This window comes from Streptomyces sp. NPDC058279 (assembly GCF_042881255.1).
In the GTDB taxonomy this organism is placed as follows: domain Bacteria; phylum Actinomycetota; class Actinomycetes; order Streptomycetales; family Streptomycetaceae; genus Streptomyces.
Genome location: NZ_JBHVYA010000010.1, coordinates 124,933 through 139,528, shown reverse-complemented (window position 1 = coordinate 139,528; position 14,596 = coordinate 124,933). Strand labels below are relative to the sequence as shown.

Here is a 14,596-nt window from a genome sequence, read left to right as displayed (position 1 = left end):
GTGCGCGTTCGTCACCCGTCACGGATGGGCCCGCTCGTGCAGCACGGCGGCCAGCCGCAGCGCGGTGTCCAGGTTGCAGCGCCCGAGGTCGACCAGCGGGAGCCCGTACGTCCCGGCCGCCGACACCCCGTCCACACCGAGCGAGGGAAACACCACACCCACGTCCCCGAGGGCCTCCTTCAACTGCCCCACAGCCTCCTCGGCCGCCAACAACCGTTCCTTGGGCGAGAGCACCATGACACATCCCTTTCGCTCTGAGTAATCGCGTTCCGCACACAGCGTGGCTACTCGGTAGCTAGCCTTTCAACGTCGGGCCGCGCACAAACGCACTTGTTGGACCAGGAGTTGCCATGCCAGGACCAAAACACCTCGACCCCTCCTCCTCGCCCCGTGCCCTCCTGGGCGCCGAACTCCGCGTCGCACGCGAACGCGCGGGCCTCACCCAGGCCGAACTGGCCGAACGGCTTTTCGTCAGCGGCTCGTTCATCGGCCAGCTCGAAGCGGGTACGCGTCGCATGCGCTCCGACATCGCCCGCCAGATTGACGAGGTCCTCCAGACGGGCGGCTTCTTCGCCCGCAACTGCGGGGCGGCGGCGAAGTCCAAGTACCCCAACCACTTCGCTGAAGCAGCCGAAGCAGAAGCGGCGGCGAAGACGATCCGCGAGTACGCGCCCTTGGCACTTCCAGGGATGCTCCAAGTGGAGCCGTACGCACGGGAGGTCTTCCGCGCCTACCAGCCGACGGCGACCGAGGAAGTCATCGACGAGCTGGTCAAGAACAGGTTGCATCGGGCCAGGCTGCTTGCCGATCCAACAACACCGCTGTTGTGGTGCGTGCTTGACGAGGCCGCCCTGCGCCGAGTGGTCGGCAGTCCGAGAATCATGGCGGACGCCTTGCGTCACATCGCAGCCCTCATCCGCACCTGCCGGATCATCGTCCAGGTACTCCCGTTCAGCGCGGGAGCCCATTCATCCATGGGTGGCACGCTCAAGCTGATGACCTTCGAGGACGCTGCTCCACTCGCCTACGTCCAGGGGAACGCGATAGGAGTCCTGCTGGACGATCCAGCCACAGTTACTCGCCACTCCCTGACCTACGATCTCCTCACGGCCAGCGCGCTGTCAGCCACGCAGTCGCTGGCATTGATCGAATCCATGGCGGAGGGGTACGCGCATGACGAGCACGCCTGAATACGACCTGTCGGCAGCCATGTGGCACAAGTCCAGCTACAGCGACGGCACGGGTGGTGACTGCCTGGAAATGGCCACCTGGCGGAAGTCCACCCACAGCGGCGGCGACGGCGACGGCGGCAACTGCCTCGAAGTCGCCGACGGCCACCCCCACATCGTTCCCGTCCGGGACTCCAAGCGACCCGAAGGCCCGCACGTGGTGTTCCGCGCACGGGCCTGGGCCGACTTCGTGGGGTCGCTCAGAGACCGTTCGTGAAGAGCAGTTCGTTGGGGCTGCCCTTGCTGACGCTGGTCAGCACGTCCTTGCTGGAGCCGGTGCCGAGGAACTCGGCGATTTCCGCCGGGGTCGCGGCCGGGTGCGCCTGCAAGTAGAGCACCGCGACGCCGGCGACGTGCGGCGAGGCCATGGACGTACCGTTCAGGGCCACGCTGCCGCCGCCGAGCTTCGCGGAGGTGATGTCCTGCCCGGGGGCGTAAAGGCTGACGCAGGTGCCGTAGTTGGAGAAGCTCGTTTCCTCGTCGTACCTGTTGCTCGCGCCTGCCACCACCACGCGCGACGCCGACGCGGGCGAGACGTTGCACGCGTCCTGCGCTTCGTTGCCCGCCGCGACGACCGGCAGGACGCCCGCGTCGGAGAGGGCGGTGGCGGCGGCGTTGACCGACGCCGACCTGGGACCGCCCAGGGAGGCGTTCAGGACGGCGGGCTGCTTGGCGTTCTCGGCCACCCAGTCCATGCCGGCGATGATGCCCGAGTACGTGCCCGTGCCGTCGCATCCCAGGACCCGGACGGACACCAGGTCGGCCTTGCGCGCCACGCCGTACGTCGCCCCGGCGACCGTTCCCGCGACGTGCGTGCCGTGGCCCTGGCAGTCCATGCCCTGCTTGCCGTCGTCCATGGCGTCGAAGCCGAAGGTCGCGCGACCGCCGAACTCGTCGTGTTCGTAGTCGATGCCGGTGTCGAGGATGTACGCGGTCACCCCCGCGCCGTTGCCCCTGGTGGTGAAGGTGTCGTCGAGCGGCAGGACCTTCTGGTCGATCCGGTCCAGGCCCCAGAGCGAGGTCGGGGCGCTCAGCGCCCGGCCGTCGTCCTGGTCCGAGACGGTCGACACGGCCCGCACCTTCGTGTCCTCCTCGACCGACTTCACCCCGAGGGCCACCCGGGCGATCCGCAGTTGGAGCGGGGTCATCGACACCGCGAAGCCGTTCATGGCGTGGCTGTAGAGGAAGCGGGCCTTCAGCCCCAGCTTCTTCGTCAGCGCGGCCGGGTCGACCCCCTTCTCCAGGGTCACGATGTACTGGCCGGGTACCGCGTTCGCCGAGGCGATCAGCGGGGCCGGGGTCGGCTCGGGGGCGGCGGCGGACGCGGTTCCGGCGAAGGCCGGGGTCATCGTGAGCAGCGCGGCGATCGTCACACGGGCGAGCAGGCGCATGGGGGCAACTCCAAGGAGCCGGCGGAAGGGTGGATGCCCCGCCACTTCACCGACCTGACGTCTCGGAGCTGAGCGCGGCCTCCCCTGCATCGGGCGGCCACCGGCGCGACTTGAGGCCCACGCCCCCGGTTGGCCGACAGCCCGCAGAGGGGCGCGGCCGTCCATCGCACAAGCCGCGGAAGCGATCGGCCTCCTTGCCGCGCCCGGCCCTCCCGCCTGCCCGCAGGATGCCGACGATCCGCCCGCCCCACGGAAGTTCCCCCGTACGGCCCAGCCCGTGGCGGCGCGCGCCGGGGGCGCATTCGGCGTTCACCACCGGCGGCCGGGGCCACGCCGCCGCACGTCGTTGACCGGGACACCCCCGCGTGATGGCCTCGCCCCCATGCGCACTCGACCGAGTTGGACCCGCCGTGCGGCCGTCGCCGTCACCGCCCTCGCCGCCGTGGCCGCCCTCCCCCTCACCGCCGCCTCCGCCGTCACCGCGTCGCATCCCGTGCCCGACACCGCGCCCGATCCCGCGGCCGTGGCGGCTCCGGTTCCGGCGCCGGAGCCGGCTCACCGGCCGACGTATCTGGTGACCGTGCGACGGGGTATGGACCCGGCGCTCGTGGCCGGCCACCACGGGATCGCGCCGGTCCACGTCTTCCGCACCGCGATGAACGGCTTCGCCGCCCCGCTCTCCCCCGCGCAGGTCGCCGCCCTGCGGGCGAACCCCCTGGTGGAGTCCATCGAGGAGGACGGCGTCGGCTCCCCGTTCGGCGTCCCGGCCTGAACCGACCGGCCGGGCGGGCGCGCGGCGCCGGCTACGTCCGGTCGGTCTCCAGCGTGTCCGCGTGGCGGTGGGCGACCTTCCACTCGCCGCCCTCACGGCGGTAGACCTGGGTCGCGCGCAGGACGTACCGGCGCGGCTCGCCGTTGACCGACGCGTGCGTGCGCTCGTAGCCGACCGTGTAGGCCATGTCGCCGACGACGTCCACCGCGACGATCTCGTGCGCGTACGAGGTGCAGTCCGAGAACTGCTCCGCCAACTTGTGGAAGAGCGCGGCGACCTCCTCGTATCCGACGGCCGACATCCAGGCGCCGGTCACCGAGACCGGCTCGCGCCGGGACCAGATCGCGAAGCGCGGCCCGGCGTCCCCGTTGTGCAGGGCGATCTCGGCGTCCCGCAGCCGGGTCCGTGCCCAGTCGAGGAACGCTGCACGTTCGTCGCCCATCGTCGGCCTCCCGCGGCTCGCGCCCCCTCCCACGGTACGCCGGTGCTGCCGGCGCCCTTCGGGGGGAAACTGGACGGAGAGGGTGCTCGGGGACGGGCTCACGCGCTGGGAGGCGTCATGGCAGCCGCCGAACAGGTCCTGTGGCGCTCGCACGCGTCGAACCGGTGGATGCAGGCGACGGGCGTCCTCCTCGGGTTGATCGCGGTCGGGCTGGCGGTCGCCGGGACGGTCGGCCCGAGGGGCATGATGTGGGCGCCGGCCGTGGTGCTGTTCCTGTCGGCGCTGCTGCTCCTGGTGTTCGCCTCGGTGACCGTGCGGCTCACCGGCGGCGGGCTGGAAGTGGCCTACGGTCCCGTCGGGCGGCCCGTGCGCCGCTGGACCCCCGAGGACATCGAGGCCCCGGCGCGCGTGGAGGACCGCCGGCCCTCGCAGGTCGGCGGCTGGGGGTACCGCCTCAGCAGGCTCGGTACGACGGTGATGATCCGAGGGGGCCCCTGCCTGGTGATCCGCTCCGGCGGCCGCGACTTCGCGGTCAGCGTCGACGACGCCGACCGGGGCGCCGCGCTCGTGAACTCCCTGCCGCGCTGACGTACCCGTGGCCCGCGGCTCAGGAACCGATCTCGAACCCGGGTGGTTCCAGGCTCTTGAGGCATGCCGTCTTCGGTGCGGCCGGGTCGTCGAAGAAGGAGACGGCGATCTCCTGGGCGCACTTCGAGGTCGCGAACACCACGTGCGGCTCGTAGGGGATCGTGACGACCTTCGCCTTGGTCAGCGTACGGGCGACGTACGGCCCGTTGTCCGCGCCGGTCTGGGCGTCGAAACTCCCCGACAGGGCGAGGGTGGGGATGTCGCCGCGTGTGACGTCCCGGATCGAGGGCGCCGCCGCGGGGACGTTCCAGGCGTCGCAGTCCGGACGCAGGAACGTGAGCTGCGGGGCCTGGGCCTGCACCGAGCGGGGGAAGGACGGGAACGCCTCCTGCCCGCCGCGCAGCGCCTGTTCCCGGCTCTCGTACGGTGTCCACTCGCTGCAGAAGACGCCGTAGACGAGACCGTGCGCGACCCTGCCCATGGCCGCCGGGCTGAGCTTGCCGCCGGCCCACTGCTCGGCGATCCGTCGGGGCTTGCCGTGCGCCAGCTCGTCCAGGGCGATGGGGACCTGGGGCGCCACGTGGGTGGCCGAGGTCATCCAGTTCACCAGCGCCCCGCCGTCCAGTACGACCTTCACCGGCTTGTCGCTCCCGGGGAGCGTGACGGTGGTCGTGACCGGCTTGGCTTCGAGGTCGCGGACGAGCTTGTCGAAGGTGGCCGACAGGTGCGGATAGCGCTTGTCGCAGGCGGGCTGGTCGGCACATGCCTTGAACAGCCCGGCGATGCCCTGTCGGGCGCTGCTCCAGGTCAGGGCCGAGCCGCCCTTGGACGGCGGGAGTATGCCGTCGATGCCGACCGAGCGGAGCCCGGCCGGGTGCAGGCGCATGTAGACCAGTGCCAGGTGGGTGCCGTAGGAGATGCCGTACAGGTTCCACTGCTTGACGCCGAGCGCGGTGCGCAGGTCGTCGTAGTCGGCGGCGCTCTCGGTGTCGTTGTAGGCACCGAGGTCGATGCCGCGGGCCGCCAGCCGGTCGCGGCATGCCTTCGTGGCCGCGACGTGCAGGCGCCCGGTGGACGGCGCGTCGTAGACGAGGCCGACGGCTTGCGCGTTGAACTCGTCGATGTTGGGGCACAGGAGGTTCGGCTCGGCCGAGTACGTACCGCGCTGGGACATGAAGATCACGTCGCGGTCGCGGTTCAGGCCGCCGTCGATCGCCATCTTCGCCTCGCCGACCGCGTCGTCGCCGGGTCCGCCCGCCAGCCACACGATGGGGTCGGGTTTCGGTGTCGTCGACTCGGCGGGCACGATCGCGACCCCGAGCCTGATCGTTTTGCCGTTCGGCTCGGCGCGGTTCTCGGGGACGGTGAGGGTTCCGCAGCGGGCCCCCTTGAGCGCCTCGATCGGTTCCGGCGTCCTGGGGCAGGGGCCCGGCGCGTAGCGGGCGTCGCCCACGGTGCGGGCGGCCGTGCCGATCGGCGTCCCGGGGCTCGGGCCGGGGCTGGTGTCGGTGCGGGACCGGGCCTGGGCGGGCACTGCGAGCAGGCCGCTGACGAGGAGACCGGTCGCTATGCCCACGGTGCTCCGACGAGGCGTGTGACGACGGGTCATCTGCCCTCCCGGTTACTTCGGGATGATCGTGAACGGTTCGGGTTCGAGACCGTCCACGCACGAGGTGTCGGGAGCGGTCGGGCGAGCGAAGAACGAGGCCAGCACGCGCTGCGCGCAGGGCGACTGCGCGACCACCCAGTGGCCGATCCCGGGGACCTGTACGGCGGTCGAGCGGGACAGGTCGCGGGCCACGCCCTTCGCCCAGCTCGCCCCGGTCTTCACGTCGAACGTGCCGGAGACGACGAGCGCCGGGACCGAGCTGACCGTGGGTACCCGCTGGATGTTCGCGCGGTCCGGAACGTCCCAGATCCCGCACACCGGGTACTGGAAGGGCAGTTGCGGCGCCTGCGCCAGGACCGTGTCGGGCCACCCGGGGAACGCCTTGCGGCCCGCGTCGAGCACGTCGCGTTCCGAGTGGCCCGGCGCCCATTCACCGCACGCTATCGAGTTCGTCAGGCCGTGCGCGAACATGCCGACGTGCTGGACCGAGCCGGCCGCGCGGGCCTTGGCGAAACGCTCCGGGTTTCCGCGGCTGAGCTCGTCGAGCGCCGCCGGAATGTCCTTGGGGCGGGGGGTGAAGGCGACGATCAGGTTCAGCAGCGCGCCCCCGTCGAGGACGGTCTTGACCGGCTTGCCGCCGTTCGGCGGGGTGACGTTCACGGTCAGGGGGTGGGCCTCCAGCTTGCGCACCTGCTCCGTCAGCGTGCGGGGGAGGTCCGGGTACCGGTCCTTGCAGGCGGGCTGTGCCGCGCACGCCTCGAAGATGTTGTGGATGCCCTCGGCGGTGCTGCCCCACGTCCACGGCAGGGTCACGAATTGGGGAGGCGCGACCGAGTCGATCGCCACCGCGCGGATGCCCTCGGGGTGCAGGCGCAGGTAGGTGAGGGCCAGGTTGCTGCCGTAGGAGTACCCGTAGACGTTCCACCGGGGGATGGCCAGCGCCGTGCGCAGGTCGGCGAAGTCCGCCGCGTTCTCGGTGCTGTTGTAAGCGCTCAGGTCGACGCCGTCGGCCGTCAGGCGGGCCCGGCAGTCCTTCACCGCCTTCAGCATGAGCTGCTCCGCCCGCTGCGAGTCGTAGCCCAGGCCCACGGCCTGCGCGTTGAACCGGTCGACCTCCGGGCAGGCGAGGTTCGGCCGGTCGTAGAGGTTGCCGCGCTGGGCCATGACGATGAGCTCGCGGTCCTTGTTGAGGCCGGAGTCGATGAGGAAGGGGATGTCGTCGAAGGTATCGGCGCCGGGGCCGCCCGCCATGAACACCACGGGCTCCTGTGCCGGCTTGGCCGGTTCGGCCGCCGGAATGCGCGCCACGGCCAGCTTGATGGTCCGGCCGCCGGGGCGGGAGCGGTTCTCGGGCACCTCCAGGAAACCGCACCGCGCCTTGCTCAGCGCCTCGATGGGCTCGGGCGGCTTGGGACAGGCCCCCGGCACGAACCGGGGGGCCGCCGGTCCGGGCGTCGAGCCGGGCGTCGGGCCGGGCCCAACGGCTCGGGCGGCTGCCGCCGAGGCGCTGATCGGTGTGGGGCCGAACGCTGTCAGGCAGGCCAGAGCGGCCGCGGCGGTCACCACGTGGATGGTGTGCTTTGGCATGTGGTCTCGTTCCTTCGCCGATCGGTGGCCGCCGCTGAGGGACCGGGCCGCGGTGGTTCATCGGGAACGTTTTGGCCGGAATGCGCGCGCTTTCGACGCTACCGGCTGAAGCGTTGGGGTGCGCGGGGAGTGCTCACGCCCCCTTGGCCCCGGCCCGCCCACACACCCTCCGAGCTGCGGCGCTACCCCCCGTCCCGGTACACGCGCAGGTCGGAGACCTCGTAGGACATCTCCGTGACATCCGGCTCGGGGGCCGGGTGGTAGCTGCCGGCGCACACCGACAGGTTGACGATGAGGTACGCGTGCCAGCCGCGGCCCACGCCCCGGCGGTCGGAGAAGACGCGGGCGCCGTTGACCCACCAGACGACCGAGTTCCGCCCGAACTCCACCCTCAGGTCCACCCACGCACCGGGCCGGACCGAGGGGTCGCGGTGGTAGCGGTGCGCCTCGCGGACGTGGTTGGAGAGTTCCAGCAGGTCGGGGTTGTCGGGGTGGTACTCGAAGACGTCGATCTCCTGGCCGCCGTCCCGCCAGGTCCAGATCGCGGGCCAGGCGCCCTCCTCGACGGGGAGCCGCACCCGCGCCTCCAGGACGTCGCCGGTGCGCACCATGAAGCCCTCGTCGCTGCCCTCGGTGGTGAGCAGTCCGGTGTCCCAGTTGCCGTCCGGGCGGCGGGTGGCGCGGAAGACGCCGCCTCGGCTGTAGGTGGGGTCCGTCACCAGGTAGTCGAGCTTGTTGTCGCCCGGGTTGACGGGGCCGCCGTCGGGATAGGCCCAGGAGCGGCCGGCGATCCATTGGGTGGGGGAGGTGAAGTCGGCGGTGAAGACGGGGGCGCGGCGGGGTGCGGGCACCGCCGCTCCGCCACCGCCCCCCGGGGCGAGGCGGGACGTCAGGCGTCCCAGCCAGCCGAGCAGGTCCGTTTCCATGCAGGGTGTCTGCCCGGCAGCGGAGCGGGCCATGCCGGTTTTATCGCACTGGGTGATCGGGCGGTTGCGTTCAGCTATCGCGGTCGTGGGTGGCGCGCGCCGCCGCGAGGAAGGCGCGGATGAGTTCGGGCGACTTCACCCCGCGCTCCCGCTCCACGCCGCTGGAGACGTCCACGCCCCAGGCGCCGGTCGCCCACAGGGCCGCGCGCACGTTGGCGGGGTCGAGGCCGCCGGCCAGCAGCCAGCGGCCCAGGGGCGCGGTGAACTCCTCCGAGCCCCAGTTCCACGGCTTGCCGGAGCCGGGGTCGGGGGCGTCGATCAGCAGCAGGTCCTCGCCGTACTCCCCGGCCGCGGCGACGGCGCCGGCGGTGGCGCGGATGAGCGTACGGCCGGGGGCGCGCAGGGCCTCGTAGTAGGCGGGGCCCTCGTCGCCGTGGAGCTGTGCGGAGCGCACCCCGCTCTCCCCCGTCAGCCGCCGGACCTCTTCCACGGACTGCCCGCGGAACACCCCGACGGTGAGCACCCCGGCGGGCACCCGCGCGGCCAGCTCCCGCGCGGTGGCGGCGTCCACGGTCCGCGGGCTGCCCGGGGCGAACACGAACCCGACGGCATCGGCCCCGGCCGCCACGGCCACGTCGACGTCGTGCGCGGTCCTCAGCCCACAGATCTTGACGAAGGCCCTGCCGGCTCCGCTGCTCTCGCTCATGCCCCCGAGTCAACCAGACCGTTCCGCCGAACGTATCCCCGTCCCGAGTACCGGTCAGCGCGTCAACCGCCGGCGGCACCACCACCGGTAAGAGGTCAAATACACCGCCCAAGCAGTACCGCAAGTTCGAGGAGTACGCGGAGCTGCTCGCTGCCCTCGGAGTCCGTACCCCCATGCCCTTCGCCCGGCCACTCGCAGGCGGGGTGTACGAGCTTCGACCCACGCTTGACGGCGTGGCAACCCGGACCACCTACTGGTTCGCCCCGGGGCGCAGGATCGTGTTGCTCACCGTCTTCCGTAAGACCCGCTTACACGAGGCGGGACAAGTGAGCCGGGCCGTGGCCGCCCGTATCGTGTGCGAAACGGAGCACGGCCCGGCCCATGCGACCTACAGCCGCGGCGAGGAAGGGAACGCGCCATGAACCATGCCCGGTGGAAACCGGCCCGCGAGAAGAAGGCCGTGGCGGGGTACACCGAGACGGCCGAGGTGGAGGGCGAGCGGGCGGAGATCCGGTTGGCCATGGCCTTCGCCAAGGCCGTGTACGACCGGCGCAAGGTGCTCGGGCTGTCGCAGGCGCAGTTGGCCGAGCGGGCCGGTCTGACGCAGGCGAAGATCTCCCGGGTGGAGGGCGCCGACGCGGTGCCCACGTTGCCCTTGCTGCTGCGCCTCGCGCGGGCCCTGGACGCCTCGCTGAACATCGCCCTCGGCGAGGACCAGGAAGAGGTCAGGTTCGTCGCGCGGCCGGCCGCTTGAGCGGCGCGCCGCGCAAACGCCCGAGGGCGGCACCCCCGGTGGGGGTGCCGCCCTCGAACGTGAAGCGTGATGAACAGCCGATCAGCCGGGGCCGATCAGAAGTCCATGTCACCGCCCGGCATGCCGCCCGGCGCACCGGCGCCGGCCTTCTCGGGCTTGTCGGCGATGACGGCCTCGGTGGTCAGGAACAGCGCGGCGATCGACGCGGCGTTCTGCAGCGCGGAGCGCGTGACCTTCGCCGGGTCGATGATGCCCTCGGCGATCATGTCGACGTACTCGCCGGTCGCGGCGTTCAGGCCGTGGCCGATCGGGAGGTTGCGCACCTTCTCGACGACGACGCCACCCTCCAGGCCACCGTTGACGGCGATCTGCTTGAGCGGGGCCTCCAGGGCGAGCTTCACGGCGTTGGCGCCGGTCGCCTCGTCACCGGTGAGCTCCAGCTTCTCGAAGACCGAGGATGCCTGGAGCAGGGCCACGCCACCACCGGCGACGATGCCCTCTTCGACGGCCGCCTTCGCGTTGCGAACGGCGTCCTCGATGCGGTGCTTGCGCTCCTTGAGCTCGACCTCGGTCGCGGCACCGGCCTTGATGACGGCCACGCCGCCGGCCAGCTTCGCGAGGCGCTCCTGGAGCTTCTCGCGGTCGTAGTCCGAGTCGGAGTTCTCGATCTCGGCGCGGATCTGGTTGACGCGGCCCTGGACCTGGTCGCTGTCACCGGAGCCGTCGACGATGGTCGTCTCGTCCTTGGTGATGACGACCTTGCGGGCGCGGCCGAGCAGGTCGAGACCGGCGTTCTCGAGCTTGAGGCCGACCTCCTCGGAGATGACGGTGCCGCCCGTGAGGATGGCGATGTCACCGAGCATGGCCTTGCGGCGGTCGCCGAAGCCCGGGGCCTTGACGGCGACGGACTTGAAGGTGCCGCGGATCTTGTTGACGACCAGGGTCGACAGGGCCTCGCCCTCGACGTCCTCGGCGATGATCAGCAGCGGCTTGCCGGACTGCATGACCTTCTCCAGGAGCGGCAGCAGGTCCTTGACCGAGCCGATCTTGGAGTTGACGATCAGGATGTACGGGTCGTCGAGCGACGCCTCCATACGCTCCATGTCGGTGGCGAAGTACGCCGAGATGTAGCCCTTGTCGAAGCGCATACCCTCGGTGAGCTCAAGCTCCAGACCGAAGGTCTGGGACTCCTCGACGGTGATGACGCCTTCCTTGCCGACCTTGTCCATGGCCTCGGCGATGAGCTCGCCGATCTGGGTGTCGGCGGCGGAGATGGAGGCCGTCGAAGCGATCTGCTCCTTGGTCTCGACATCCTTGGCCTGCGCGAGCAGGGCGGCGGAGACGGCCTCGACGGCCTTCTCGATACCACGCTTGAGGGCCATCGGGTTGGCGCCGGCGGCCACGTTGCGCAGGCCCTCGCGGACCAGCGCCTGGGCCAGCACGGTGGCGGTGGTCGTACCGTCGCCCGCGACGTCGTCCGTCTTCTTGGCGACTTCCTTGACCAGCTCGGCGCCGATCTTCTCGTACGGGTCCTCGAGCTCGATCTCCTTGGCGATGGAGACACCATCGTTGGTGATCGTGGGGGCGCCCCACTTCTTCTCAAGGACGACGTTGCGACCCTTGGGGCCAAGGGTGACCTTGACGGCGTCGGCGAGCTGGTTCATGCCACGCTCGAGACCGCGCCGGGCCTCCTCGTTGAACGAAATGATCTTGGCCATCTGAAGTGGTCCTCCAGGACTGGGGTGGATTGCTCCTGGACCGCGCCCGCGCCCGCGACGGACGGCCTGCGAGCCCGACGGTTCCTTCCCGCCGGACCCTCGGGCCTCACCGACCCGGTCCTCGTTTCAGTAGCACTCTCGACTGGAGAGTGCTAACGCCAATGATTAGCACTCGACCCCGTCGAGTGCAAGCGGCTTCGGGCAACGCCGGGCGAAGTCCCCGGTCGGGGACGCACGAGGGGCCCACATCCCGTGTCCGGGATGTGGGCCCCTCGTGCGTGTGTGGTCCTGAGACCTGTTGCGTCGGTGGTCGATCGCGCCGGGTCAGCCGAGTGCGAGCTTGACCATGTCCGCCTGAGGACCCTTCTGGCCCTGCGAGATCTCGAACTCGACCCGCTGACCCTCTTCAAGGGTGCGGTACCCGTCCATCTGGATGGCGCTGTAGTGGACGAACACATCCGCACCACCGTCGACCGCGATGAAGCCGTAGCCCTTCTCCGCGTTGAACCACTTGACGGTGCCCTGAGCCATGCCTAACTCCCCTATTACTGGCCCTTGCGCAGGACCGCACTTCGCGGACCCGGGTCAGAACTTGCGCCGGAACGCCTCGACCGCGGCTGAATGTATCCGCACCGGTGCTGTCTGCAACAGGTCATTCCGACGAGAATTCCGGACAAGAAGGAATGGGGAAATCAAGCGAAATTTAGGCATATTCCCGGGCAACTCGGGCCCGACATCCGGCACCAAAGGCCCATACCAGGCTCGCATGTTGACTCAATGTCAACCATCCGGTGGCCCGCTCATATGCGGCGGGCAAGAACAGCGGAGGGGACTTCCCCAACCCTACCGCGCCCAATCAACCAGAATTGCCCCCTCCGCTTTTAGCGGAGGGGGCAATTCTGTGACGTCTGGTATCGCCGGTCCGGTGGTCAGCAGCCGCCCGCCACGGCGGGGATGATCGAGACTCCCGCGCCGTCCGGCGTCGCCGTCTGCAGGCCGCCCTCGAAGCGCACGTCGTCGTCGTTGACGTAGACGTTCACGAAGCGGCGCAGCTTGCCCTGGTCGTCCAGGACGCGGGCGGAGATGCCCGGGTGGTTCTTCTCCAGGGACTCGATGACCTCGGAGAGGGTCGTGCCCTCGGCGGGGACCTCGGCCTGGCCGCCGGTGTAGGTGCGCAGGATGGTGGGGATGCGGACGTTGACGCTCATGGCGCTACTGCCTTTCCGGGAACAGGGGGGTGGGTCGGGCCTCAGGCCAGGCCGGCGGCGCGGAACGCGTCCAGGCTGGGGCGGATGGTGGCGGTCTGGCCGCTGTCCGAGGCCACCGCCTCCAGGGTCTTGAGGCCGTCACCGGTGTTGAGGACGACCGTGGTCAGCGAGGGGTCGAGCTGCCCGTTCTCGATGAGCTTCTTCGTCACGCCGACGGTCACACCGCCGGCGGTCTCGGCGAAGATGCCCTCGGCCCGCGCGAGGATCTTGATGGCCTCGACGACCTGCTCGTCGTTGACGTCCTCGACGTAACCGCCGGTGCGGCGCGCGATGTCCAGGACGTACGGGCCGTCCGCCGGGTTGCCGATCGCCAGCGACTTGGCGATCGTGTTCGGCTTCTGCGGGCGCACCACGTCGTGACCGGCCTTGAAGGCGGTCGACACGGGCGAGCAGCCCTCGGCCTGCGCGCCGAAGATCTTGTACGGCTTGTCCTCGACCAGGCCGAGCTTGATCAGCTCCTGGAGCCCCTTGTCGATCTTCGTCAGCTGCGAGCCGGACGCGATGGGGATCACGATCTGGTCCGGCAGCCGCCAGCCGAGCTGCTCGCAGATCTCGTACGCGAGCGTCTTGGAACCCTCGCCGTAGTACGGACGCAGGTTGACGTTGACGAAGCCCCAGCCCTCGCCCAGCGGGTCGCCGATGAGCTCGGAGCAGAAGCGGTTGACGTCGTCGTAGTTGCCCTCGATGCCGACGAGGTCGCCACCGTAGACACCGGCCATCACGACCTTGCCCTGCTCCAGGTCGTGCGGGATGAACACGCAGGACCGGAAGCCGGCGCGGGCGGCCGCGGCGCCGACGGCGCCGGCCAGGTTGCCCGTGGAGGAGCAGGAGAGGGTGGTGTAGCCGAAGGCGCGGGCGGCCTCGACGGCGATGGCCACGACACGGTCCTTGAAGGAGTGCGTCGGGTTGCCGGAGTCGTCCTTGACGTAGAGCTTGCCGGTGACGCCGAGCTCCTTGGCCAGGTTGGCCGCGTCCACGAGCTTCGTGAAGCCCGGGTTCAGGTTCGGCTTGGCGGCCACGTCCGCGGGGACGGGCAGCAGCGGGGCGTACCGCCAGATGTTGTCGGGACCGGCCTCGATCGCGGCGCGCAGGGCCTCGGGGTCACCGGCGGGCAGGTCGTAGGCGACTTCCAGCGGTCCGAAACACTCGACGCAGGCGAAGATCGGGCCGAGCTCGAAGCGGGTACCGCACTCACGACACGAAAGGCCGGTGGCGGGTCCGAGATCGACAGAGGTGCCGGTGGATTCGGCAGAGGTGGCGACAGTCTGTGCAGCCATGATGGCGAGGCCCTTTCTCCTCATCTTCCCCATGGCGCACTTCGCCATGAGACGGAATTGGCACCTTCCCTAGCCGGGGACCTCGCTGACGTCGCCGTGATGAGCGATCGCGAGAACCGACTGGAGGGTTGCCGGGGCTTCAACGGGCCGTGTCCCTCTGCCCCTCTGGATGAGCGGTATGGCACCGGGCCGCGCGCTCTATGGCGCGTCCGGGCGTTTGTGCACGAGGACCCCGGCATGCCGTGGTCCTTCGCGTTGTTCAAGACTGTAACCGAAGGCCCGGGTGGTTGAGACAGCTGTCCGAACGGCGAGATGGATCACATTTCGCC

16 protein-coding genes, 1 pseudogene and 1 riboswitch are annotated in these 14,596 nt (G+C 70.4%); of the genes and pseudogenes, 6 read left to right on the top strand and 11 right to left on the bottom strand.

Annotation, left to right across the window (positions count from 1 at the left end; all coding sequences use genetic code 11):
• Positions 1-18: 18 nt before the first annotated feature.
• Positions 19-237 (bottom strand): hypothetical protein, encoded by a 219-nt coding sequence (locus ACFVXJ_RS20615; RefSeq protein WP_389663488.1) that lies wholly within the window; start codon positions 235-237, stop codon positions 19-21.
• A 113-nt stretch (positions 238-350) separates the two neighbouring features.
• Between ACFVXJ_RS20615 and ACFVXJ_RS20610 the strand changes: the two genes are divergently transcribed.
• Complete coding sequence (locus tag ACFVXJ_RS20610) at positions 351-1,190, top strand: helix-turn-helix domain-containing protein (RefSeq protein WP_389663487.1); 840 nt, start codon at positions 351-353, stop codon at positions 1,188-1,190.
• A complete protein-coding gene (locus ACFVXJ_RS20605; RefSeq protein ID WP_389663485.1) occupies positions 1,174-1,446 on the top strand; it encodes a DUF397 domain-containing protein in 273 nt (90 codons plus the stop codon). The genes ACFVXJ_RS20610 and ACFVXJ_RS20605 overlap by 17 nt, the downstream gene beginning before the upstream one ends.
• On the opposite strand, the gene ACFVXJ_RS20600 is transcribed toward ACFVXJ_RS20605, so the two are convergent.
• Positions 1,430-2,620: a S8 family peptidase gene (locus ACFVXJ_RS20600; protein WP_389663483.1), complete on the bottom strand. Its 1,191-nt coding sequence runs from the start codon at positions 2,618-2,620 to the stop codon at positions 1,430-1,432. The two genes, ACFVXJ_RS20605 and ACFVXJ_RS20600, sit on opposite strands and share 17 nt — an antisense overlap.
• 382 nt (positions 2,621-3,002) lie before the next feature.
• Between ACFVXJ_RS20600 and ACFVXJ_RS20595 the strand changes: the two genes are divergently transcribed.
• Complete coding sequence (locus ACFVXJ_RS20595) at positions 3,003-3,392, top strand: protease inhibitor I9 family protein (protein WP_389663481.1); 390 nt, start codon at positions 3,003-3,005, stop codon at positions 3,390-3,392.
• Positions 3,393-3,423: 31 nt separating this feature from the next.
• On the opposite strand, the gene ACFVXJ_RS20590 is transcribed toward ACFVXJ_RS20595, so the two are convergent.
• The gene (locus ACFVXJ_RS20590) at positions 3,424-3,834 is read right to left on the bottom strand and encodes a nuclear transport factor 2 family protein (RefSeq protein ID WP_389663479.1); all 411 of its coding nucleotides are present in this window, start codon (positions 3,832-3,834) and stop codon (positions 3,424-3,426) included.
• A 117-nt stretch (positions 3,835-3,951) separates the two neighbouring features.
• Between ACFVXJ_RS20590 and ACFVXJ_RS20585 the strand changes: the two genes are divergently transcribed.
• The gene (locus ACFVXJ_RS20585) at positions 3,952-4,422 is read left to right on the top strand and encodes a hypothetical protein (protein ID WP_389663478.1); all 471 of its coding nucleotides are present in this window, start codon (positions 3,952-3,954) and stop codon (positions 4,420-4,422) included.
• A 19-nt stretch (positions 4,423-4,441) separates the two neighbouring features.
• On the opposite strand, the gene ACFVXJ_RS20580 is transcribed toward ACFVXJ_RS20585, so the two are convergent.
• From ACFVXJ_RS20580 to ACFVXJ_RS20565, 4 genes are all read right to left on the bottom strand, one after another.
• Complete coding sequence (locus ACFVXJ_RS20580; protein ID WP_389663477.1) at positions 4,442-6,031, bottom strand: alpha/beta fold hydrolase; 1,590 nt, start codon at positions 6,029-6,031, stop codon at positions 4,442-4,444.
• A gap of 12 nt (positions 6,032-6,043) precedes the next feature.
• A complete protein-coding gene (locus ACFVXJ_RS20575) occupies positions 6,044-7,618 on the bottom strand; it encodes an alpha/beta hydrolase (protein ID WP_389663475.1) in 1,575 nt (524 codons plus the stop codon).
• A gap of 182 nt (positions 7,619-7,800) precedes the next feature.
• Positions 7,801-8,544: a beta-glucanase gene (locus ACFVXJ_RS20570; protein ID WP_389663474.1), complete on the bottom strand. Its 744-nt coding sequence runs from the start codon at positions 8,542-8,544 to the stop codon at positions 7,801-7,803.
• Positions 8,545-8,614: 70 nt separating this feature from the next.
• Positions 8,615-9,250 (bottom strand): phosphoribosylanthranilate isomerase, encoded by a 636-nt coding sequence (locus ACFVXJ_RS20565; RefSeq protein WP_389663472.1) that lies wholly within the window; start codon positions 9,248-9,250, stop codon positions 8,615-8,617.
• Between the two features lie 113 nt (positions 9,251-9,363).
• Here ACFVXJ_RS20565 and ACFVXJ_RS20560 point away from each other — a divergent pair.
• Positions 9,364-9,672, top strand: a pseudogene (locus tag ACFVXJ_RS20560) (type II toxin-antitoxin system RelE/ParE family toxin); the annotation flags it as partial.
• Complete coding sequence (locus tag ACFVXJ_RS20555) at positions 9,669-10,004, top strand: helix-turn-helix domain-containing protein (protein WP_389663471.1); 336 nt, start codon at positions 9,669-9,671, stop codon at positions 10,002-10,004. The pseudogene ACFVXJ_RS20560 and the gene ACFVXJ_RS20555, both read left to right, overlap by 4 nt.
• Before the next feature lie 95 nt (positions 10,005-10,099).
• On the opposite strand, the gene groL is transcribed toward ACFVXJ_RS20555, so the two are convergent.
• From groL to thrC, 4 genes are all read right to left on the bottom strand, one after another.
• Complete coding sequence (gene groL, locus ACFVXJ_RS20550; protein WP_389663469.1) at positions 10,100-11,722, bottom strand: chaperonin GroEL; 1,623 nt, start codon at positions 11,720-11,722, stop codon at positions 10,100-10,102.
• Positions 11,723-12,046: 324 nt separating this feature from the next.
• The gene (locus ACFVXJ_RS20545; protein ID WP_030009783.1) at positions 12,047-12,253 is read right to left on the bottom strand and encodes a cold-shock protein; all 207 of its coding nucleotides are present in this window, start codon (positions 12,251-12,253) and stop codon (positions 12,047-12,049) included.
• A 398-nt stretch (positions 12,254-12,651) separates the two neighbouring features.
• Positions 12,652-12,930, bottom strand: a complete 279-nt coding sequence (locus ACFVXJ_RS20540) for a MoaD/ThiS family protein (RefSeq protein WP_389663467.1) — start codon at positions 12,928-12,930, stop codon at positions 12,652-12,654.
• Between the two features lie 41 nt (positions 12,931-12,971).
• Positions 12,972-14,267 (bottom strand): threonine synthase, encoded by a 1,296-nt coding sequence (gene thrC / locus ACFVXJ_RS20535; RefSeq protein ID WP_389663465.1) that lies wholly within the window; start codon positions 14,265-14,267, stop codon positions 12,972-12,974.
• Positions 14,268-14,284: 17 nt separating this feature from the next.
• Positions 14,285-14,443, bottom strand: a riboswitch (SAM riboswitch).
• Positions 14,444-14,596 lie beyond the last annotated feature (153 nt).

Excerpts from the sequence above, each read along its gene's own strand:
- ACFVXJ_RS20615 (WP_389663488.1), bottom strand. The coding sequence starts at position 237 with ATGGTGCTCTCGCCCAAGGAACGGTTGTTGGCGGCCGAGGAGGCTGTG.
- ACFVXJ_RS20610 (WP_389663487.1), top strand. The coding sequence starts at position 351 with ATGCCAGGACCAAAACACCTCGACCCCTCCTCCTCGCCCCGTGCCCTC.
- ACFVXJ_RS20605 (WP_389663485.1), top strand. The coding sequence starts at position 1,174 with ATGACGAGCACGCCTGAATACGACCTGTCGGCAGCCATGTGGCACAAG.
- ACFVXJ_RS20600 (WP_389663483.1), bottom strand. The coding sequence starts at position 2,620 with ATGCGCCTGCTCGCCCGTGTGACGATCGCCGCGCTGCTCACGATGACC.
- ACFVXJ_RS20595 (WP_389663481.1), top strand. The coding sequence starts at position 3,003 with ATGCGCACTCGACCGAGTTGGACCCGCCGTGCGGCCGTCGCCGTCACC.
- ACFVXJ_RS20590 (WP_389663479.1), bottom strand. The coding sequence starts at position 3,834 with ATGGGCGACGAACGTGCAGCGTTCCTCGACTGGGCACGGACCCGGCTG.
- ACFVXJ_RS20585 (WP_389663478.1), top strand. The coding sequence starts at position 3,952 with ATGGCAGCCGCCGAACAGGTCCTGTGGCGCTCGCACGCGTCGAACCGG.
- ACFVXJ_RS20580 (WP_389663477.1), bottom strand. The coding sequence starts at position 6,031 with ATGACCCGTCGTCACACGCCTCGTCGGAGCACCGTGGGCATAGCGACC.
- ACFVXJ_RS20575 (WP_389663475.1), bottom strand. The coding sequence starts at position 7,618 with ATGCCAAAGCACACCATCCACGTGGTGACCGCCGCGGCCGCTCTGGCC.
- ACFVXJ_RS20570 (WP_389663474.1), bottom strand. The coding sequence starts at position 8,544 with ATGGAAACGGACCTGCTCGGCTGGCTGGGACGCCTGACGTCCCGCCTC.
- ACFVXJ_RS20565 (WP_389663472.1), bottom strand. The coding sequence starts at position 9,250 with ATGAGCGAGAGCAGCGGAGCCGGCAGGGCCTTCGTCAAGATCTGTGGG.
- ACFVXJ_RS20555 (WP_389663471.1), top strand. The coding sequence starts at position 9,669 with ATGAACCATGCCCGGTGGAAACCGGCCCGCGAGAAGAAGGCCGTGGCG.
- groL (WP_389663469.1), bottom strand. The coding sequence starts at position 11,722 with ATGGCCAAGATCATTTCGTTCAACGAGGAGGCCCGGCGCGGTCTCGAG.
- ACFVXJ_RS20545 (WP_030009783.1), bottom strand. The coding sequence starts at position 12,253 with ATGGCTCAGGGCACCGTCAAGTGGTTCAACGCGGAGAAGGGCTACGGC.
- ACFVXJ_RS20540 (WP_389663467.1), bottom strand. The coding sequence starts at position 12,930 with ATGAGCGTCAACGTCCGCATCCCCACCATCCTGCGCACCTACACCGGC.
- thrC (WP_389663465.1), bottom strand. The coding sequence starts at position 14,267 with ATGGCTGCACAGACTGTCGCCACCTCTGCCGAATCCACCGGCACCTCT.